This window comes from Paenibacillus sp. FSL H8-0261, assembly GCF_045040645.1.
Classification (GTDB): Bacteria; Bacillota; Bacilli; order Paenibacillales; family Paenibacillaceae; genus Paenibacillus_AQ.
In genome coordinates this window covers 2,555,239-2,572,884 of record NZ_CP150297.1, presented here as the reverse complement: position 1 = coordinate 2,572,884, position 17,646 = coordinate 2,555,239, and the positions used below count along the sequence as shown (strand labels likewise).

The following is a 17,646-nucleotide window of genomic DNA, read 5'->3' as shown; positions in this document are numbered from 1 at the left end:
TCTTTTTCACAGTAATATTTCTATTTCTATCTCCTCCTTGCGAACTCTCGTAGTATACTAATTGGAATAAGATACAGATGTTTTATTTTGGATAAGGAGGTTTGAGATGGTAAATAGCTTTAAGAATGCCAAGGTGCAAGAACGAGTGTGGCACTCCTATGAGCAGATGGTTGAGCAGTGGCCCATTCCACTTGAGGAGATCGATGTTCCAACCACATATGGACTGACGCATTGTATCCTTGCTGGTCAAAAGAGTAATCCACCTTTACTACTGTTTCATGGTGTTGGTGATAACTCGGCGGTCATGTGGATCTTAAATATCGAGGAGTTCTCGAAGCATTTTTATTGCATCGCGATTGATACTTTGGGTGGACCCGGAAAAAGCATACCTAACGAGCAGTTTAACAAACAGAAGTTTGAGCAAGTAAAATGGATTAATGAAATAGCGACGTATGTGAATATAGACGTCTTTAATATTGCGGGTGTGTCCAATGGCGCCTATATTGCTTTTAATTATGCGACCAAGCAACCGGACAAAGTGAACCGTGTCGTTTGTTTGGAGGGCGGGATGGTCACTGCACCGATTAAATCCATGATCCAAACTTTAATGATGATGTTCCCGGAGATTCTGATTCCAACGGATCGCAATTTACTGAAAGTTCTGAAGAAGTTAAGCGCACCTCACTCCCCTTTATTTGACAACCATCCAGCATTAGCTGCTCATCTGATCCTTTTAATGCGCACTCATAATCAGCAAGCTATGTTTGTGCATAAGCTTCATCCATACGATAAAAACGCTGCAGTCGCAGTTAGAGACAAGCTCTATTTTCTTGTTGGAGAACACGCACTAAAACAAACGAAGGATTTCATAAATATTTTAGAAGATGGAAAGTTCTATTACCAAGTCATCCCCCATGCGGGACACGGGATTAATCATGAGCAACCGGATAGAGTAAACACTGAGATCATCAATTTCCTGATAGACGATAATTATAAATCACTTGCATCCAGATGAAAGCGCTACTATTATGTTTGTAATTACAGATACCCATCCTAGATAAGGAGATGATTACCATCAGATACGGAACATTAGCGCATACATTTGGTTGTTTACCCCTCAATTCGTTGACAGCAACGCTTCAGAATTATGATATCGATTTTGTTCAACTTGCTTTATCCAAAGCTATACAGGACATCGATACCTCCACAGGTAAATTAAGTCCAGGCCTCGCAAACTATGTTGGCGAACAATTTGACAGAGTAGGTATACGCATCGGCGTGTTAGGCTGTTATATCAATCCCATTCACCCGGATTCTGTTATTCGGAGATTAGAAATAGATCGCTTTAAAGAACATCTTCGGTATGCCCGCCAATTCGGCGCCCCTATGGTGGCTACGGAGACGGGCGCTCTGACTACTTTTCAAGCACAAGATCCGCTCCATTACGAAGAGATCGGCTGGGATATATTAAAGGCAACTGTACAAGAGCTTGCAGAGGAAGCTGAAAAATGGGGTGTTTTTCTGGGATTGGAGGGTGTCTGCACACATACTCTTTCTACACCTGACAAGATGCGCCGCATCTTAGATGAAATCCCCTCTGGCAATATTGGGGTTGTCCTGGATCCATGCAATTTTATTGGTGACGCTGTAGATATGCAGGATCAAATTGTTGATGACGCCTTCAGGTTGTTCGGGGATCGGATCATTTTGGCGCATTTAAAAGACATCTATCAAGATGGAGAGAGAATTTACCACGGTAAAGCTGGTGGAGGGCATTTCCATACCGAAGCTTTCCTGAGCAGACTCCAAAAATTCAAGCCCATGATCGACGTATCTTTAGAAGATATAATGAACCTCGAGATTAATGAGACCGTTGCTTTACTGAAGAATATTACTTATATGGAAAAATAATACTTTCCAAACTGGATAAATGGTACCTTTCTAAGCGAGTTGAATAAAATAAGAAACAGAACGATTGAGTAACATCGTTTGACGATTAAGCCCTAACTGGAAGGGACGGGATTACCGATGAGATTCACATTCCCTATTCTGACCTTATCTCATGGTGGAGCTCAACGCATGCTGGTAGAACTCACCAATGGGCTAACAGCTATGGGGCATCAGGTTACTATCCTCATGCCTGTGGATGGGGTTGTTTCCTATGATGTCCGCTCCACCTTAATCCGTTCCACACATATGGAGCTTCAAGAACAGGACTATCCCATAGGCGATGTTATTGTTTCTAATTTCCATACGACAGTCCCTACCTCTCAAGCAGCTAGCAATCAAGGAAAAGGAATTCATGTCAGATTGTCATTATGTTATGAACCCCCCTTTTTACCAGATAGTTCGCTGTCGTTCCCTTCTTATCATGTCACAGAGCATCTAATTGTTTTATCGCATTGGCAGCAGGAGCTGATTCGTTTAAATCATGGGATCACAGGAAAAATCGTGCCCATTGGCATTAGCTCCTCCTTCAAGAATATGAATATCCGTTACAGTCTTCAGGAGCCTTTAAACATAACAGCTATATTAAGAAAAGCAGAACGTGGATTCTCATGGCACCGTGAGCAAGACTATCTTATAGAGCAGCTGGATCACGTGAAAAATCAATGTCCCAATGTAAATATTAACTTTATCAGTCCGCCCGACGAGTTCAATACTTCAGAAGTTCTCCAAAGAATGAAAGCTACTGGCAAATATCGATTCTTCACACCTGCTAATGATGAGGAGCTCTGTTACCATTACAACGGTGCAGATATCTTTGTTAGTTCTAGTATTTTTGATACGGGTTCTTTGCCGGGGCTTGAAGCCATGCGGTGTGGCGCAGCACTCGTCTGTGTTTATTCAGGCGGAAATATGGAATACGCAAATCACGAGAAGAACTGCCTGCTCTCCTATCGGTACGAGAATCGGCTTGGTGAAGATGTCATCCGCCTAATTCGAGACCCAAACTTAAGAACTAAATTAGCCGTACAAGGTGAAAGATCTTCCCTCAAATGGACATGGGCAAATAGTGTCAGGTTATTTGAGCAAGCGGTTAGGGACTTCTTGTTAAAAACTAGACGATCTTAAAAATAGTGAAGGCTACTCTCTCTTACGATAGTTGCCTGGCGAGACGCCATAACGTTCCCGAAATACCCTATGGAAATAAGTGTAGCTTCCAAACCCCGTCTCCTCTGCTATTCGCTCTAAGGTATAATTGGTGTTGTCCATTAATCGAAGTGCCATTGCAAGCCGAATTTGCCCAGCATATTGCATAATAGAGTAGCCGAATTGAATTTTGAATACATGTACGGCCCTCGTTACACTAATTCCGGCATGGGCAGCTACATCCTTTAGCCTGATTTCTGATGTAGCATGCTCCTCTACATAACTCTTCATCTTAAGCCCGTGTAGCAGTGAGGCTGATGATGATGCAGGTGCTTCTTCCATTGCCCGATCTAACAGCAGACATAGCGCTTTAAATAGCGCCTCAAGTATTTCAGGGCTACCCCCATCTAGTCTTCTATTCTCCAGATCAAGCTGTTGCCATATACTTTGCAGCTTGCCATCATCCGCAATTCTAACCTTCTTCGGTCTTTCGCGCAGGTTCCACCATTGATCCACCCATTCCCCTGTACACATTACAAAATAGTCCACACTATGTCCCAGCGGACTCTTCTTTTCCCCGATTCTCAGATCATATATATCTTGAGGCTTAAATAATAACAGATCACCAGGCACCACGGTTACCATGTCCCCATCAATCAGTACTTCACACTCCCCTTCTGCTTGCAGCCTGATGATATAGGTATCCAGCCCACTGCGATATAATTGCCGAAAAGGCTGAGTATGGCAAATAAAGCCGCATAGGCTTATTTGGACACAATTAGTTTCCATTGCATTCACTCCTCTTCACTAAGTAGTCGATGACCAGATCGTTGAGGTTCTTAGCCATATTGTTTCTTCAAAGAGCAGTTAATCTCCTTCTATAATAAAGACAGAATTTATATGTACAGGAGGTTACCAACCACTATGAGTAAAATTGTTCGCGTCATTCAGACAGCAAAAGAAACTACCGACCGTCTGACAGAAAAAGACCCTCTGATCTTCCTCCCTGACACATCAGGCGTCGAATCAGAGCTCATCAATATTTATGATGATCTGGAGTATCAGGAAATGGAAGGTTTCGGTGGTGCACTTACTGAGGCTTCTGCTGTTACCATCGCTAAACTAAGTGAAGCTAAACAAAAAGAAATCATCGACGCTTATTTTGATCCTGAGCACGGAATTGGGTATACCCTTTGCCGCTCGCATATCCAGAGCTGTGACTTCTCACTCGGCAACTATGCTTATGTAGAAGAAGGCGATGCAGAGCTCCGTTCGTTCGATATTTCCAGAGATCAAGAGTCAATTATCCCCCTAATCAAAAATGCTGCAACAGCTGTTGGTGAAGATTTCCGTTTGTTCTCCTCTCCTTGGAGTCCACCTGCTTTTATGAAAACGAACGGTCAAATGAACGGTGGTGGAGCTCTTAAGCCTGAATACCGTGAGGCTTGGGCCAACATGTTCGTAAAATATATTCAGGCTTACGCGGCTGAAGGCATCGATATTTGGGCTGTTAGTGTTCAGAATGAAGCGAAGGCTGTTCAAATCTGGGATTCTTGCCTCTATACTGCCGAAGAAGAAAAAGATTTCGTTCGTGATTACTTGGGGCCAGCCTTGGAACAAGCCGGTTTAGCTCATGTAAAGGTTATGATCTGGGATCATAACAAGGAGCGCGTGTATGACCGTGCCAAGATTGCTTTTGAAGATCAAGAAGCTTCCAAATACATTTGGGGAATTTGCTTCCACTGGTACTCCGGAGATCACTTCGAAGCCCTATCGGCCGTTCATGATCGCTTCCCAGACAAGAAGCTGTTCTTCAGCGAAGGTTGCCAAGAAGGTGGCGTTCATCTCGGCTCATGGAATACAGGCGAACGTTACGGCCATGATATCATTGGTAACCTGAATAACTGGATGTCAAGCTGGACGGACTGGAATATTGTCTTGGACGAGCAAGGGGGCCCTAACCATGTAGGTAACTACTGCGATGCTCCAATCATTGGAGATACGAAAAACGATGAAATAATATTTGAGAGCTCCTTTTATTACATCGGGCATTTCAGTAAATACATTCGCCCAGGTGCTAAACGAATTGGGCACTCTAAATATACTGATAAGCTTGAAACAACGGCTTTCCGTAACCCAGATGGCACCATTGCTGTTATCGTTATGAACCGCACGGAACAAGAGCTTCCTTTCACCCTGCGCTTCCATAACAACTTGGCTGAGAACATGATTCCGGCTCATGCCATTCAAACCCTGCTAATAAAGTAATAAGAATAAGGAGGTTCTCTTTATGCCACTCGCATAGAGAGAACCTCCTTTGTTTAAATAAGTGAAATAGGATGTTACAGCCTAGCCGTCAGTATTTCACATAATGCACTATTCTACATTCACATAACGACTGTAAGCATCGGTACGAATTCTAACCAGCTTCTCCAGCCCCATTCCCCGCAGCTGTTTCACATAACCAGCCCAGCCCTCGTCAATTTTACCTGTAATTATAAACTGAGCACGCATTGTATTGACATAACTATCGATGTCCGTAGTCAAAGTCGGCAGCAGCTGAAACTCTTCAGCGGTGTACATTACATCAGGGAAAGGTGGCGTTGTATAATCACTTCCCAGCTTATCGAGCTGCAGCTTCAGTCCATCTCCGGTTTTTGGGTTTAGAAAGATGGATTTTTCAAACACTGGACTGACATATTTCGGCCCGAAATCCCGGAGTGATTGATCCCAATACCAGGCATCAGCACTGGTACCCATCGGTGGGTCCATCAATGTATAAGAACCGTTGATATTTTTCTTAATAACGGTGTCTATCGCTCCCCAGAAATTTTGAATGCTTGCTTCATTGGTATAGAACTGGTCAGCCCAGCGGGCAGCAATCTCTGGATATTTGCAAGAAGTGGAAATTAGCAGCTCGTTACGCTCCAGATTCATTCCATACGGATTTCCTATGGTGTAGCGCTTACCATCCGGTCCTGCAATCGGAGGAATCGTGATATATTGATCACTCCATTTGCCAAACACGGCATCCGGCGTCCACTGATACGAGAATCCTACGATAGGAGCATCCGGATTAAGAAACTTGGCTGATCTCATCGTTTCATCTTGCGTGAATAACTCTTTATCAAGCAAACCTTCGACAAATAATTTATGCTCCCATTTGAGCCCTTCTTTGTACGCCTCTGAAACAGGGTAATATACCACATTTCCGTCCTGGACGACCATAAAGTTATTGTTCAGATCCGTGATTCCGAAGGGACTGATGAGATCATTACTTACTTCGATAACAGGTATCTCATCCAGCCTTCCATTCCCATTAGGGTCACGTTCTTTAAATGCTTTTAGCACGTTGTATAGATCATCAATCGTATCGGGAATCTTCAATCCCAATTTATCCAGCCAGGTTTTGTTAATCACGGGTTGGCGTGAGCTTTTAGGACGTAAAGGTAATCTTGCAGGCAAAGAGTAGATTTTCCCATCAGGAAAAGTACTGATTTTTTTCAATTCAGGCTCTTCCTGCATGGCTGCTTTGAGGTTAGGCATATAGCTTTCGATATAGTCATCAAACGGCCTGAATAAGCTTAAATTATTGACGATATCCGAATCTCCGAAGGTCTCACTCCCTAAAATGATATCTGGAAGTGTACCGCTTGCCAGCATAATGGACTTCCGCTCACTCCAATCATTAGCAGACATCACCTGCCATTCGATTTTGACATTCGTATTTTTTTCCAAATCCTTCAGCCATTGATTCTGGATAAAGTTATCTCCCATGCTTCCCCAGCGAACCGTTAGAACCTTCAGCGTCATGGGCTTATCCACGATTGGCAAACCTTCTTTATGAAATTGACCCGGATCAGATTCAACAGAGTTTACCCCTTTGTCCCCTTTACAGGCTGTAAGGCCAGCAAGCAACGTTGTCACTAGAAGAATGACGGTGATTGTTCTATTGATACTGTTTTTGGGTTGCTTTTTCATTACGGTCTTGCTCCCTCACAAATGTTAGTTGAAAAGTAGAAGAGCTTATTCCTTCACTGCGCCTATCATTACCCCTTGGTTAAAGTATTTTTGCACAAATGGGTATACACACATAATTGGAACAGTTGCCACGATAATAACCGAGTACCGCATCATATTAGCGAGACGTAACGCGATTTGTGCGGCTTCTCCGGTCCCCATACCAGACTGCATCTGATTGGTAATCAGAATATTTCGCAGGATCAGCTGCAAAGGATACATATTAGGATTTTTCAAATAAATCAAGGCATTAAAATATGAATTCCAATAACCTACAGCGATCCATAAACCTAACACTGCAATAATAGCCTTCGACAACGGTAAAACTATCAGTGCAAAATAACGGAGATTGCCACAACCATCAATTTGCGCTGCTTCCCATAAATCGCCCGGAATACTAGTCTGGAAAAAAGTTCGTGCCACTATGATATTAAAGACTCCAACTGCGAAAGGCAGTACCATAACCAAGAAAGTATCATAGAGATGGAAATCACGAACCGTTAAAAAAGTAGGAATCAACCCCCCGTTAAAGAACATTGTAAATATGAAAAACAGCGAAATATATTTTCGCCCCACAAGGTCCTTTCTTGACAACGCATAGGCAGCTGAGATATTAACTACTAAACCGATTGCAGTCCCAACCACCGTGTACAGAATGGTATTCCAATACCCGATCCAAATATTCTCATGACGAAGCAGCTCTTTATAACCATCAAAAGTAAACCCTTTAGGAAATAGCCAAACTTGACCTCCAGCAACCGCAGAAGGATCACTAAACGAAGCAATGACGATAAAATACAGCGGATAGATCAGGATGATTAGAAAAATTGCCGATATAACGTACATCACAATTTCCATTATAGTATCTGAGGAGCGATTCTTCTTTATTTTTCCTACATTTCCTTTAGTCGCCGTCTCTAAACCTCCCATTTCAATGCTCCTCCCTTCTACCACAAGCTATTTTCGCTTAATTTTTTAGATATCTGATTGACCATGATCAATAAAATAAAATTAATGACCGTGTTAAACAGGTTGATCGCCGACGAAAAGCTATACTGACTGCTGAGCAGACCAATTTTGTAGACATAAGTAGACAGAATTTCACTTGAAGTGATGTTCAAGTCATTTTGCATTAAGTATACCTTTTCAAATCCAACCCCAAGCAGTCCCCCGACCCGCAGGATAAGCAATGTTATCGCTGTTGGCATCAGCATCGGAATATCGATGTAACGAATTTTATGCATCCGACTTGCGCCGTCTACGGTTGCAGCCTCGTACAAACTAGGATCAACAGCAGAGAGAGCAGCAATAAAGATAATACTGTCCCAGCCGACATGCTGCCACACATCCGACCAGACGTACACACTGCTGAATAATCCGGCAGAGCCCATTAGATCAGGAGCTTCTTTTCCAAAAAGACTATATACATTGCCCAGTAGTCCGGTGCTAGGTGAGAACAGAATCATCATTAAGCCCACCATAACTACGGTTGAGATAAAATGTGGCATATAGGATACCGTCTGAAAAAACCGTCTGAAACGGTTTGGTCTCATCTGGTTAACCATCAGCGCAAGTATAATCGGAATCGGAAACGTAATCAGACTGTACACACTGATGATTAGCGTATTTTTGATCGTGGCAGAAAATTGATAGGAATTAAAGAACTTCTCGAAGTATTTGAATCCGGCCCATGGACTTCCGCCTATTCCTAACGCCGGGCTATAATCCTTAAAGGCAATGAGCACCCCATACATGGGTTTATATGCGAATAATAACGTAAGGACTACTGCAGGAAAAAGCAACGTATATAAGCCCCAGTTTTGTTTGATTTGTCCGAGTTTCCGACTCAAATGAATTGGATCAGATTTCATAACATCCCCTCCTTATTAAAAATAGAGAATGCTACCCCACAAATTTATGTAGGGCAGCACCTTTTTCGAAAGACGAATAGGTTATTTCACACTCATATAACGACTGTAAGCATCTGTGCGAATCTTAACTAATTTTTCAAGCCCCATTTTATTAAGCTGTTTGACATAATCATCCCAGCCTTCGTCAATTCCGCCTTTGCTAATAAATTGAGCGCGCATTGTATTCACATAACCGTCGATATCCGTGGTCAAGGTTGGCAGCTCCTCGAACTCATCGGAGGTGTACATAACGTTAGGGAAAGGTTCTGTTACATATTCACTACCCAGCTTATCCAGCTGCAGCTTCAGTCCATCTCCACTTTCAGGATTAAGAACGATTTTTTGTTCAAAGGACGGGCTCACATATTTCGGTCCGAAATCTCGTAGAGACTGATCCCAATACCAGGCATCTGCGCTGGTTCCAGCTGGTGGATCCATCAATGTATAGGTGCTGTCATCATTCTTCTTAATTACAGTTCCAATTGCACCCCAAAAATTCTGAATGCTCGCTTCGTTCGTGTAGAACTGATCTGCCCAACGCGCAGCAACCTCTGGATACTTACTCGAAGTAGTAATCAGCAGTTCATTACGGTTAAGACTCATCCCAATTGGATTACCGATTGTATAACGCTTACCATCCGGTCCGGCAATCGGTGGAATCGTCACATATTGATCGCTCCATTTACCAAACACAGCGTCCGGGGTCCACTGATACGTAAAGCCTACGATTGGAGCATCCGGATTTTGGAACTTCGCCGATCTCATCGTATCATCCTGAGTGAATACCTCTTTATCTAATAAACCTTCCGCATACAATTTATTTTCCCATTTGAGGCCTTCTTTGAACTCCTCCGAAACAGGGAAATAGATCGCTTTTCCGTCCTTGATGATCATATTGTTGTTATTCAAGTCGGCAATTCCGAAAGGACTGATCAAGTCATTCCCAATTTCAATAAACGGAATCTCATCTTGTTTGCCATTTCCGTTTGGATCTTGTTCTTTGAAAGCTTTAAGTACGTTGTATAACTCATCAATCGTTTCAGGAGCCTTCAGGCCCAATTTATCGAGCCAAGTTTTGTTAATCACAGGCTGACGAGAGCTTTTTGGACGCGATGGAAGTCTTGTTGGCAGTGAATAGATTTTCCCGTCTGGAAAAGTGCTGATTTTTTTCAACTCAGGCGTTTCTTCCATGGCCGCTTTAAGATTTGGCATATTTTTTTCAATATAATCATCTAACGGCCGAAAAAAGCTTAGATTATTAACGATATCGGAATCTCCGAAGGTTTGATTTCCGAGGATAATATCTGGAAGTGTACCGCTAGCCAGCAGAATGGACTTCTGTTCGGCCCAGTCATTGGAGGACATCACTTGCCATTCGATTTTGACATTTGTATTTTTCTCCAGATCCTTCAGCCATTGGTTCTGCGTAAACGTGTCTCCCATGCTTCCCCAACGTACGGTCAGCACCTTAAGCGTTACAGGCTCATTAACAATTGGCAGACCTTCTTTGTTGTAACTGCTCGTCTCACTAGTCGCAGCATTATTCCCGTCTTTTCCGCCGCAGCCAGCAATACCAAATACCATAGCCGCCGCCAGCAGACCCACAGTCCATTTCTTTGCCGTCTTTTTCTTACTGTGTTGACTCATCCTCTTAATCCCCCATTTCAATTAATCAAAGATTATCTGAATAGCTTAATCATAACGTCTTATTTTTTCGTATTCCGGACCCTTTAAGACGGTTATCCAGACCTTTGAATCCGCTTACAAAAAACACAAAATCAAAAGCCTTCGCTTGAAGGGACTTAATAACAGTATCCCGACTTCTGTATGTGCTTTCCGGACTTTGCGGTAAATCGCTAGCGAGTTCTCCTGTATTTTTCCTGCAGAGGTCTTATAATGATTTTATGAACAAAAAAACAGCGAAGCACAAAACCTACCCCATTCGTCATTATATAAAAGTCATGATGGCAGTCTCGTTCACAGTCCTCATTCTGGATTTAGCGATCAGCATTACTTCCATTTCTATCGTTAAGCAGCAGTCCACTCGAAATTTACAGGATACTGCGGCACTCTACATTAATCGTATCAATCATGATTTTGCTTACATTAATCACTATATGGGCTGGACGCTTGGGAACGATGAGAGCTTGCTTGCGATGAATACTTACGGGGTCAACAGTATCGAGTTCTTGAAGGCAAATGATAATCTGCATAAACGCTTTACCGAGCTGCAAAAAAACTACGGACATGAGTACAACTTTTTCTACTATTTGAAAAATGAGAACTACTTTTTAAATTGTGCACCGATCAGTGTGACCTATACGGATTACAGGCAGCTCAAAACGAAGATTATTTCTTATATTGATGATAAGGAGATGTATGAGAAGTTTTATTCCAAATGGACGCCTATCCTTGTTAACAACCACTACTACGTGATTAATATCGTTCCCTATTACAATCGTTATTTAATTGGACTGATCTCCGCCGATAATCTGATCCGTCCTCTACGCCAAATTAATCTGGGTGCCAATGGTTATGTTTCTCTCGTAGATGAGAATGAACAGCCTTTATCGAGTCCCATATCGAACAGCGGAAAGCTGATAACGGAAGAGAGAGGCTTCTCTAATCTTTTGCAATCGCGTACAACAATCAACAGCGCCTTCTCGGACACCACCTTCAGCACTAAAATGGTCATTAAATATGGCATATTCGAAAAAATAATCATTGCTCAGCTGCTTATAATGTTACTCTTCTTCATTGTAACTTCCACTTTATGCATCGTTCTGCTGTTTTTCAAGAAAAGAGTACTAGGCCCGATTCAAAGCTTCTCTGAGAACCTTGCTTTCATTAATGAGGCTGGGCAACCCGCAGATTTCAAAAGCAGTGAGATTATAGAGCTGGAACAAGCAAACACACAGTTTAAAGATTTAGTTGATCAAATCAAAACCTTCAAAATCGCTATGTACGAGCAGGAACTGGAGAAGCAGCGGATACAACTGGATTATATGAAGCTACAGATCAAGCCCCACTTTTTCTTAAATTGCCTGACTAGCATCTATAGCATGGCCCAAATTGAAATGTATAAAGAAATTGAGAATATGACGTTATCTACGTCGAAATATTTCCGTTATATTTTTCAAAATGGTGAGAATTTTGTTCGGCTAGAGGATGAAATCGAGCATGTCCGAACCTATCTAGAGATTCAAAAGCAACGATATCAGGATGCATTTATTTACAATATTGAGCAAGAGGATCAGGCAAGCTGTGTGGAAATTCCGCCATTAGTGCTGCAAACCTTCATTGAAAATTCTATTAAATATGCGATTTCACGAGAACATGAAGTAGAGATCAGGCTTACAGTCCAGCGATTACGGATTGAAGAGGAAGACATGCTCGTTATCCAGCTCACCGACACCGGTCCCGGTTTTCCACCGCAAGTGTTAGAGAAGCTTAATCTTGGTGAGCCCTTGGATCAAAGCAACGGTATGCAGATCGGCATTATGAATACGCTTAAACGGCTGGAATATCTCTATTTAAAAAGAGCAACTATCACCTTTTCCAATTTGGAGAGCGGCGGCGCTAGTGTAATCTTATCTCTTCCGGAGCTTCCTAAAAAAATCTAAATGAATGGAGAGCTAACTATGAATGTACTGCTTGTTGATGATGACTTTTATGTTATTGCTGCATTGCAAAAGAGAATAGATTGGGAATCGTTACACATTGATACTGTCTATACAGCAAATAATGTCGCTCAGGCACGTGAAATAATAGAAAAGCATTCTATTCAAATTCTGATATCGGATATTGAAATGCCTCAGGGTAGCGGATTGGAATTACTGGCATGGATTCGCGAAGGGAATTATAGTATTCAGACTATACTTCTTACTAATTATGCGGATTTCAACTATGCCCAGAAAGCCATTGAATTGCAAAGCTTTGAATATTTTCTGAAGCCCATCGAATTTGATAAGCTGATGCTGATTATCCACAAAGCTGTCACACAGGCAAAAGAGCAGCAAAGAAATGAAAAAGCCATTCAAGGCGGTTACTTTTGGCAAAAAAACCAGGCGAAGATTCTCGAGCATTTTTGGCGTAAGTTGGTTAGTGGAAGCACATCATTTCCGATTAAATTAGCGGACATCACCCTTGCCATTGAGGAACAGAACCTCTCCTATCAAATGAGTGACACTCTGCAGCCTTTAATCTTCAACCTATTTCCTTACAACGGCAGTATGGGAAAAGAAGAGAAGGATCTTTTTGATTTTGCTCTGCTGAACGTATTATATGAATTGTTACAGAGTCCTTGCTTTACCATCGAGAGCATTCTGGAATATAAAGATTATAATTGGATCGCCATATTAAAATGGAACCAGACACCAGACACGCCCTTGCTTGAAGAATTATGCTCTTCCTTTATTCAAAAGGCGATTCCTTATTTAAAATGCGACGTCTGCTGCAATATTGGTTTATACGATAAACTGAATCATGTGGGGAATGTTCTGAAACAATCGCTACGCATGGATGAGGAAATTACGAGATGCAGAAATCAGACTTTTTTAGTGGAAGCCTATCTCTATCAAAATAAAACTGGCTATACACCACCGGATCTTGTCTATTTGGAAGAGCTGCTGAACCAGAATCAGTTCACTACTTTTCTTGAGGAAGTTACGAAATCTCTAAGGGTTATGCTTAACAATAGAACTCTGGAGACCGCTGTCCTTAGCTTGTTCCGCTTAGATATTGTTCAGCTAATCTATTCATTTCTCAACCTCAAAGGGATACGGTCACATAAACTATACTCCAGCAAAACTAACGATAAATTATCCTTGCACTCTCTGAACTCGATCGAGGATATGGAAGAATATCTTAAATATCTAGTGACTACAGCGATGAAATACCGTGAGTTTGCCGCACAGACCAAATCCGTCGCGGAGGAAATCAAACAATACATTCATTCGCATTACGGTGATGATCTGACACGAAATGATTTGGCCGAAATTGTCTACCTTAATCCTGATTATCTGGCAAGAATATTCAAACGAGAAACTGGTGTTTCATTAGGCAGCTACGTCATCCAAGTTAGAATCGCGGCTGCAAAGCATCTATTGGAAACCACAAATATGTCTGTTTATACTGTCGCAAACAAGGTTGGCTATAACAACTACTCCTATTTCTCTAAGCTGTTCAAACAAGAGGTTGGACTCCCTCCCAACGATTACAAAAAAGAACAACAATACAATCCAGCATATTAAAAAGAGGGTGTCTTAACGACGAAAACCCCCAGAGTCAAAATCATGACTACTGGGGGCATTTTTGTTAAGCTTGAATCGCTACATATTTGTCGCCAAGCAGATTTTTAAAATAAGTGCGGTTATATAACATGCTAGGATGGGACGGATAAAAGTTCAACGCCGTTTCATTATGATGATTCGCTAACTCGTGTTGGCCAAGGCGATCATAACAGAGTGCCAATTGGAGATGCGGCAGCCAGGTATAAAAAATCCCATTTTTCATCCCCATCGAATCGTTATCCCGTGGCAGCTGTATCGCAAGCTCATACCAGTATGTTGCTGGGTGCAATTGACCCTTTTCCAATAGAAGGGCCCCAAGTCGGCAGCAGAACTCTGAACGTGGTTTATCGTACTGTAACGTTCTGCATAATGCTTCATATGCACCGTCTTTATCCCCCAGCCGTTCCCGGCATTCGGCAAGCCTTAAGCAAGCTTGAAAATTATCTTCTATCCAGCCCTGTCCACCCGCCAAAAACAGCTCGTAGTATTTGCAAGCCTCTTCATTTACAGCATGATCCCTTAATTCATTCGCATAATAATACTGATCCCTTGGAGAGAATGCTTCACCCTCGGCCACTCTTTTTTGGTAAATCCGCAAATTACGGTCTGTATATTCCTTATCCTTCTCATGGGTAATACAGACATCACTACTAAAGGAAGGGCCACTTACCTCTAGATACTCATGTACTGGGCCAATCCATTGAAAATTGCAGCTCCGGCGAACTAGCCGATTCCGACGCAAGCTAGCTGTGACATTCCCCGCCTCGTCAAAAGCCAAATTATACTGCATGTTCACGCTGTGAAAATGCCCTGGCAGAATCTCCTTTAGCTTTTTAAACAGAATCTGATCCGCTTCCTTTATATAGTCATCCGCATCCAGCCACAAAATATACTCCTGAGTAGCTTTACTGAAGGCAAAATTACGTGCGGCACTAAAGTTATCGATCCATTCAAAATCGTAAATCACAGCTCCGTAGGACATTGCGATCTCTTTCGTCTTATCCGTCGAGCCTGTATCCACGATAACCACTTCATCTACAAGACTTGCAACGCTAGACAAACATTTATGCAGGCTTTTTTCTTCATTTCGTACAATCATACATAAACTAATCGTGACCATACTCGCCCTCCTAAGCGTTTTGTTTAAAATTTCTTTCTATATTGATATGCTGAGTTAGTGAAATGGAATCCTACACTTGCTTTTTAGAAAGACTTAGGTGCTATTTTTTGTTATAATCAATGCAATGCGTTGTTTATAAATTCAGACATATATAAAGGGGACGTTACCATGACTCAAATTATTAAAACTCTAACTATTGCAGGCAGCGACTCCAGTGGTGGCGCAGGCATCCAAGCGGATCTAAAAACATTTGAAGAGTATGGTACCTACGGCTTTAGTGCCTTGACAACTATCGTTACAATGGACCCGGACAACGGCTGGCACCATAATGTTTATCCAATTGACGCCTCCATTGTTGCTGAGCAGCTAAAAACTATTTTCGCAGGTGGTCCAGTAAATGCCATGAAGACAGGTATGCTGGGAAGTGTTGAAATTGTGCGTGTTGCTGAGCAAGCGATCAAAGAAAATCTACAGACCAATGTAGTGATTGATCCGGTCATGGTCTGCAAGGGTGAAGATGAAGTCTTGAACCCAGACAGCGCGGAGGCTATTCGTGATTTACTGCTGCCACTTGCCACTGTGGTTACACCAAATCTGTTTGAAGCTGGCGTTCTTTCAGGTCTTGGCAAACTTACTACCTTAGAGGATATGAAAGAAGCTGCTCGTCTGATTCATAAGCTCGGAGCAAGTAATGTCGTGGTTAAAGGCGGCAAAGCACTCGGGGGCGATCAAGCGATTGATGTCTTCTTCGACGGTGCTGAGTACACCGTATTTCAAACAGCCAAAATCGAGCCTGCTCACAATCATGGGGCTGGATGTACCTTTGCCGCTGCCATTACAGGCGGTTTAGCTAACGGTCTGTCCGTTCATGAAGCTGTAGCAAAAGCTAAAGATTTTGTCTCCGCTGCCATTCGCAATGGCTTTGCGTTCAATGAATATGTGGGTCCTGTATTTCATGGTGGCTATCGTTTAGAACGTTAGAACCCTAAGCTACAGATCCTGAAACAAAAATGGCAGTCCAGATGCTGTATTTCAGCACTGAACTGCCATTTTTTTATTGGGTGAGTATAATTACTTAAACCCTGGAAAATCAGCCAGATCGGAAAGACGGATGAAAAATACAATAATTGCTAACACGCCAAGCAGGATAATCGGAAACGTCTCTTTGAACGAATCTTTTTCGCGTATATGAACCAGAATTCCGCCGATAGCTGTAACGCCAAGTATAAGTGCGCCTGCTGCTGCCCAGCTAGGCTCCCAGTAGCCAACAACCAATACTGCCGCTGCCACAATCTCAACTAGACCCGTTACTACTCGAAACCATTGTGGTAAACGCCATTTTTTAAAGTTATCCACGTGCATTTTTGAACCCGCTACTTTTCCCGACCCTGCCATAACGAAAGCAAGTATCAACAAGCTTTGTAATACGATGGATACAATATTCATGATCATCACTCCCTAAAATAATTTGCAACTATAATAAGCACATATTAAAGTACATGAACCCACTGCTAAACAATAGATGTTACTTACGCTACTCCGCTTTGTTTATTCCCCCTTGCTATTATATGTGCTCACCTCAAGCACAATACCTACAAAATAAAATTGCAGTGCCGACTGCAACTCACTTTATTATAGTAGCTTAATAAATATTTTACCAGTACCTTTTTTATTGAAAATTAAAATATTAAGAAAAAAACTCTACCCGCTCCATCACTTTAGTAATCGTATATTGGCGTAAATATTGAATGGTCCGTTGTTCTGTCTCCTGGAGAATTTTTTCAAGCTCTACATCGAGCAAAGCACTTGCTCCACAGGCCATATCCACTTCTAACTCCTCCGTCGTTGTACTAACTGCTTCATAAATCTCTCCCAGTGTAATCTCATCGGCAGATTTCAGAAGAACGTACCCGCCTTCTCTTCCACCTTTGGACTCCACGATTCCCGCAGTTGCCAAAGACTGCATCACTCTACGCATAAAGGTTGCGTGTGAATTGACTTGGCTTGCAATCATTGCACTAGATAGGATGCTCCCGCTTTTAGCCAGCCAAACGATCGAATGTACCGCTATTTTAAAACGGGGAGGTCCGATGTTCACTCCACGATTAGCTGTACTCATGCCCCATCTCCCCTTTCAACTGCAATTATATAAAGCACATTATAGAGTAAAACAAGGGATGGAGCAAACCAACAAGGGCATATTCCATAGGAA

At 42.3% G+C, this 17,646-nt stretch carries 15 protein-coding genes; 7 read left to right on the top strand and 8 right to left on the bottom strand.

Features of this window, described 5'->3' with window-relative positions; genetic code table 11:
• Positions 1-106: 106 nt before the first annotated feature.
• The 3 genes from MHI27_RS11030 to MHI27_RS11020 all read left to right on the top strand — a co-directional run bounded on the left by MHI27_RS11030 (position 107) and on the right by MHI27_RS11020 (position 3,075).
• On the top strand, positions 107-1,015 hold the full coding sequence (locus MHI27_RS11030) for an alpha/beta fold hydrolase (RefSeq protein WP_405176246.1): 909 nt from the start codon (positions 107-109) through the stop codon (positions 1,013-1,015).
• A 50-nt stretch (positions 1,016-1,065) separates the two neighbouring features.
• The gene (locus MHI27_RS11025) at positions 1,066-1,911 is read left to right on the top strand and encodes a sugar phosphate isomerase/epimerase (protein WP_076283049.1); all 846 of its coding nucleotides are present in this window, start codon (positions 1,066-1,068) and stop codon (positions 1,909-1,911) included.
• Between the two features lie 117 nt (positions 1,912-2,028).
• Entirely contained in the window at positions 2,029-3,075 is a 1,047-nt protein-coding gene (locus MHI27_RS11020) for a glycosyltransferase family 4 protein (RefSeq protein ID WP_076283050.1), read from the top strand.
• A 12-nt stretch (positions 3,076-3,087) separates the two neighbouring features.
• Here MHI27_RS11020 and MHI27_RS11015 read toward each other — a convergent pair whose 3' ends face one another.
• The gene (locus MHI27_RS11015; protein WP_076283051.1) at positions 3,088-3,882 is read right to left on the bottom strand and encodes an AraC family transcriptional regulator; all 795 of its coding nucleotides are present in this window, start codon (positions 3,880-3,882) and stop codon (positions 3,088-3,090) included.
• 135 nt (positions 3,883-4,017) lie between these two features.
• Here MHI27_RS11015 and MHI27_RS11010 point away from each other — a divergent pair, with 135 nt between their 5' ends.
• Positions 4,018-5,361, top strand: coding sequence for a glycoside hydrolase family 30 beta sandwich domain-containing protein (locus MHI27_RS11010; protein ID WP_076283052.1), 1,344 nt, complete (start codon positions 4,018-4,020; stop codon positions 5,359-5,361).
• Positions 5,362-5,469: 108 nt separating this feature from the next.
• Here MHI27_RS11010 and MHI27_RS11005 read toward each other — a convergent pair whose 3' ends face one another.
• From MHI27_RS11005 to MHI27_RS10990, 4 genes are all read right to left on the bottom strand, one after another.
• Positions 5,470-7,074 carry an extracellular solute-binding protein gene (locus tag MHI27_RS11005; RefSeq protein WP_076283053.1) on the bottom strand — a complete coding sequence of 535 codons (1,605 nt, stop codon included), beginning with the start codon at positions 7,072-7,074 and terminating at the stop codon, positions 5,470-5,472.
• 45 nt (positions 7,075-7,119) lie between these two features.
• Positions 7,120-8,043 (bottom strand): carbohydrate ABC transporter permease, encoded by a 924-nt coding sequence (locus tag MHI27_RS11000; protein ID WP_076283054.1) that lies wholly within the window; start codon positions 8,041-8,043, stop codon positions 7,120-7,122.
• Between the two features lie 17 nt (positions 8,044-8,060).
• On the bottom strand, positions 8,061-8,984 hold the full coding sequence (locus MHI27_RS10995) for a sugar ABC transporter permease (protein ID WP_042187071.1): 924 nt from the start codon (positions 8,982-8,984) through the stop codon (positions 8,061-8,063).
• Between the two features lie 81 nt (positions 8,985-9,065).
• Positions 9,066-10,670 carry an extracellular solute-binding protein gene (locus MHI27_RS10990; RefSeq protein WP_076283055.1) on the bottom strand — a complete coding sequence of 535 codons (1,605 nt, stop codon included), beginning with the start codon at positions 10,668-10,670 and terminating at the stop codon, positions 9,066-9,068.
• Between the two features lie 257 nt (positions 10,671-10,927).
• Here MHI27_RS10990 and MHI27_RS10985 point away from each other — a divergent pair, with 257 nt between their 5' ends.
• On the top strand, positions 10,928-12,646 hold the full coding sequence (locus tag MHI27_RS10985; RefSeq protein WP_076283056.1) for a sensor histidine kinase: 1,719 nt from the start codon (positions 10,928-10,930) through the stop codon (positions 12,644-12,646).
• 18 nt (positions 12,647-12,664) lie between these two features.
• Complete coding sequence (locus MHI27_RS10980) at positions 12,665-14,275, top strand: response regulator (protein ID WP_405176245.1); 1,611 nt, start codon at positions 12,665-12,667, stop codon at positions 14,273-14,275.
• A 64-nt stretch (positions 14,276-14,339) separates the two neighbouring features.
• Here the strand turns inward: MHI27_RS10980 and MHI27_RS10975 are convergent, their stop codons facing one another.
• Positions 14,340-15,434: a glycosyltransferase gene (locus MHI27_RS10975; protein WP_405176244.1), complete on the bottom strand. Its 1,095-nt coding sequence runs from the start codon at positions 15,432-15,434 to the stop codon at positions 14,340-14,342.
• A 168-nt stretch (positions 15,435-15,602) separates the two neighbouring features.
• Between MHI27_RS10975 and thiD the strand changes: the two genes are divergently transcribed.
• Positions 15,603-16,415: a bifunctional hydroxymethylpyrimidine kinase/phosphomethylpyrimidine kinase gene (gene thiD, locus MHI27_RS10970; protein WP_341144893.1), complete on the top strand. Its 813-nt coding sequence runs from the start codon at positions 15,603-15,605 to the stop codon at positions 16,413-16,415.
• Between the two features lie 90 nt (positions 16,416-16,505).
• On the opposite strand, the gene MHI27_RS10965 is transcribed toward thiD, so the two are convergent.
• Positions 16,506-16,880: a DoxX family protein gene (locus MHI27_RS10965; protein WP_042187059.1), complete on the bottom strand. Its 375-nt coding sequence runs from the start codon at positions 16,878-16,880 to the stop codon at positions 16,506-16,508.
• Between the two features lie 241 nt (positions 16,881-17,121).
• Entirely contained in the window at positions 17,122-17,553 is a 432-nt protein-coding gene (locus MHI27_RS10960; protein ID WP_405176243.1) for an RrF2 family transcriptional regulator, read from the bottom strand.
• Between the last annotated feature and the right edge of the window lie 93 nt (positions 17,554-17,646).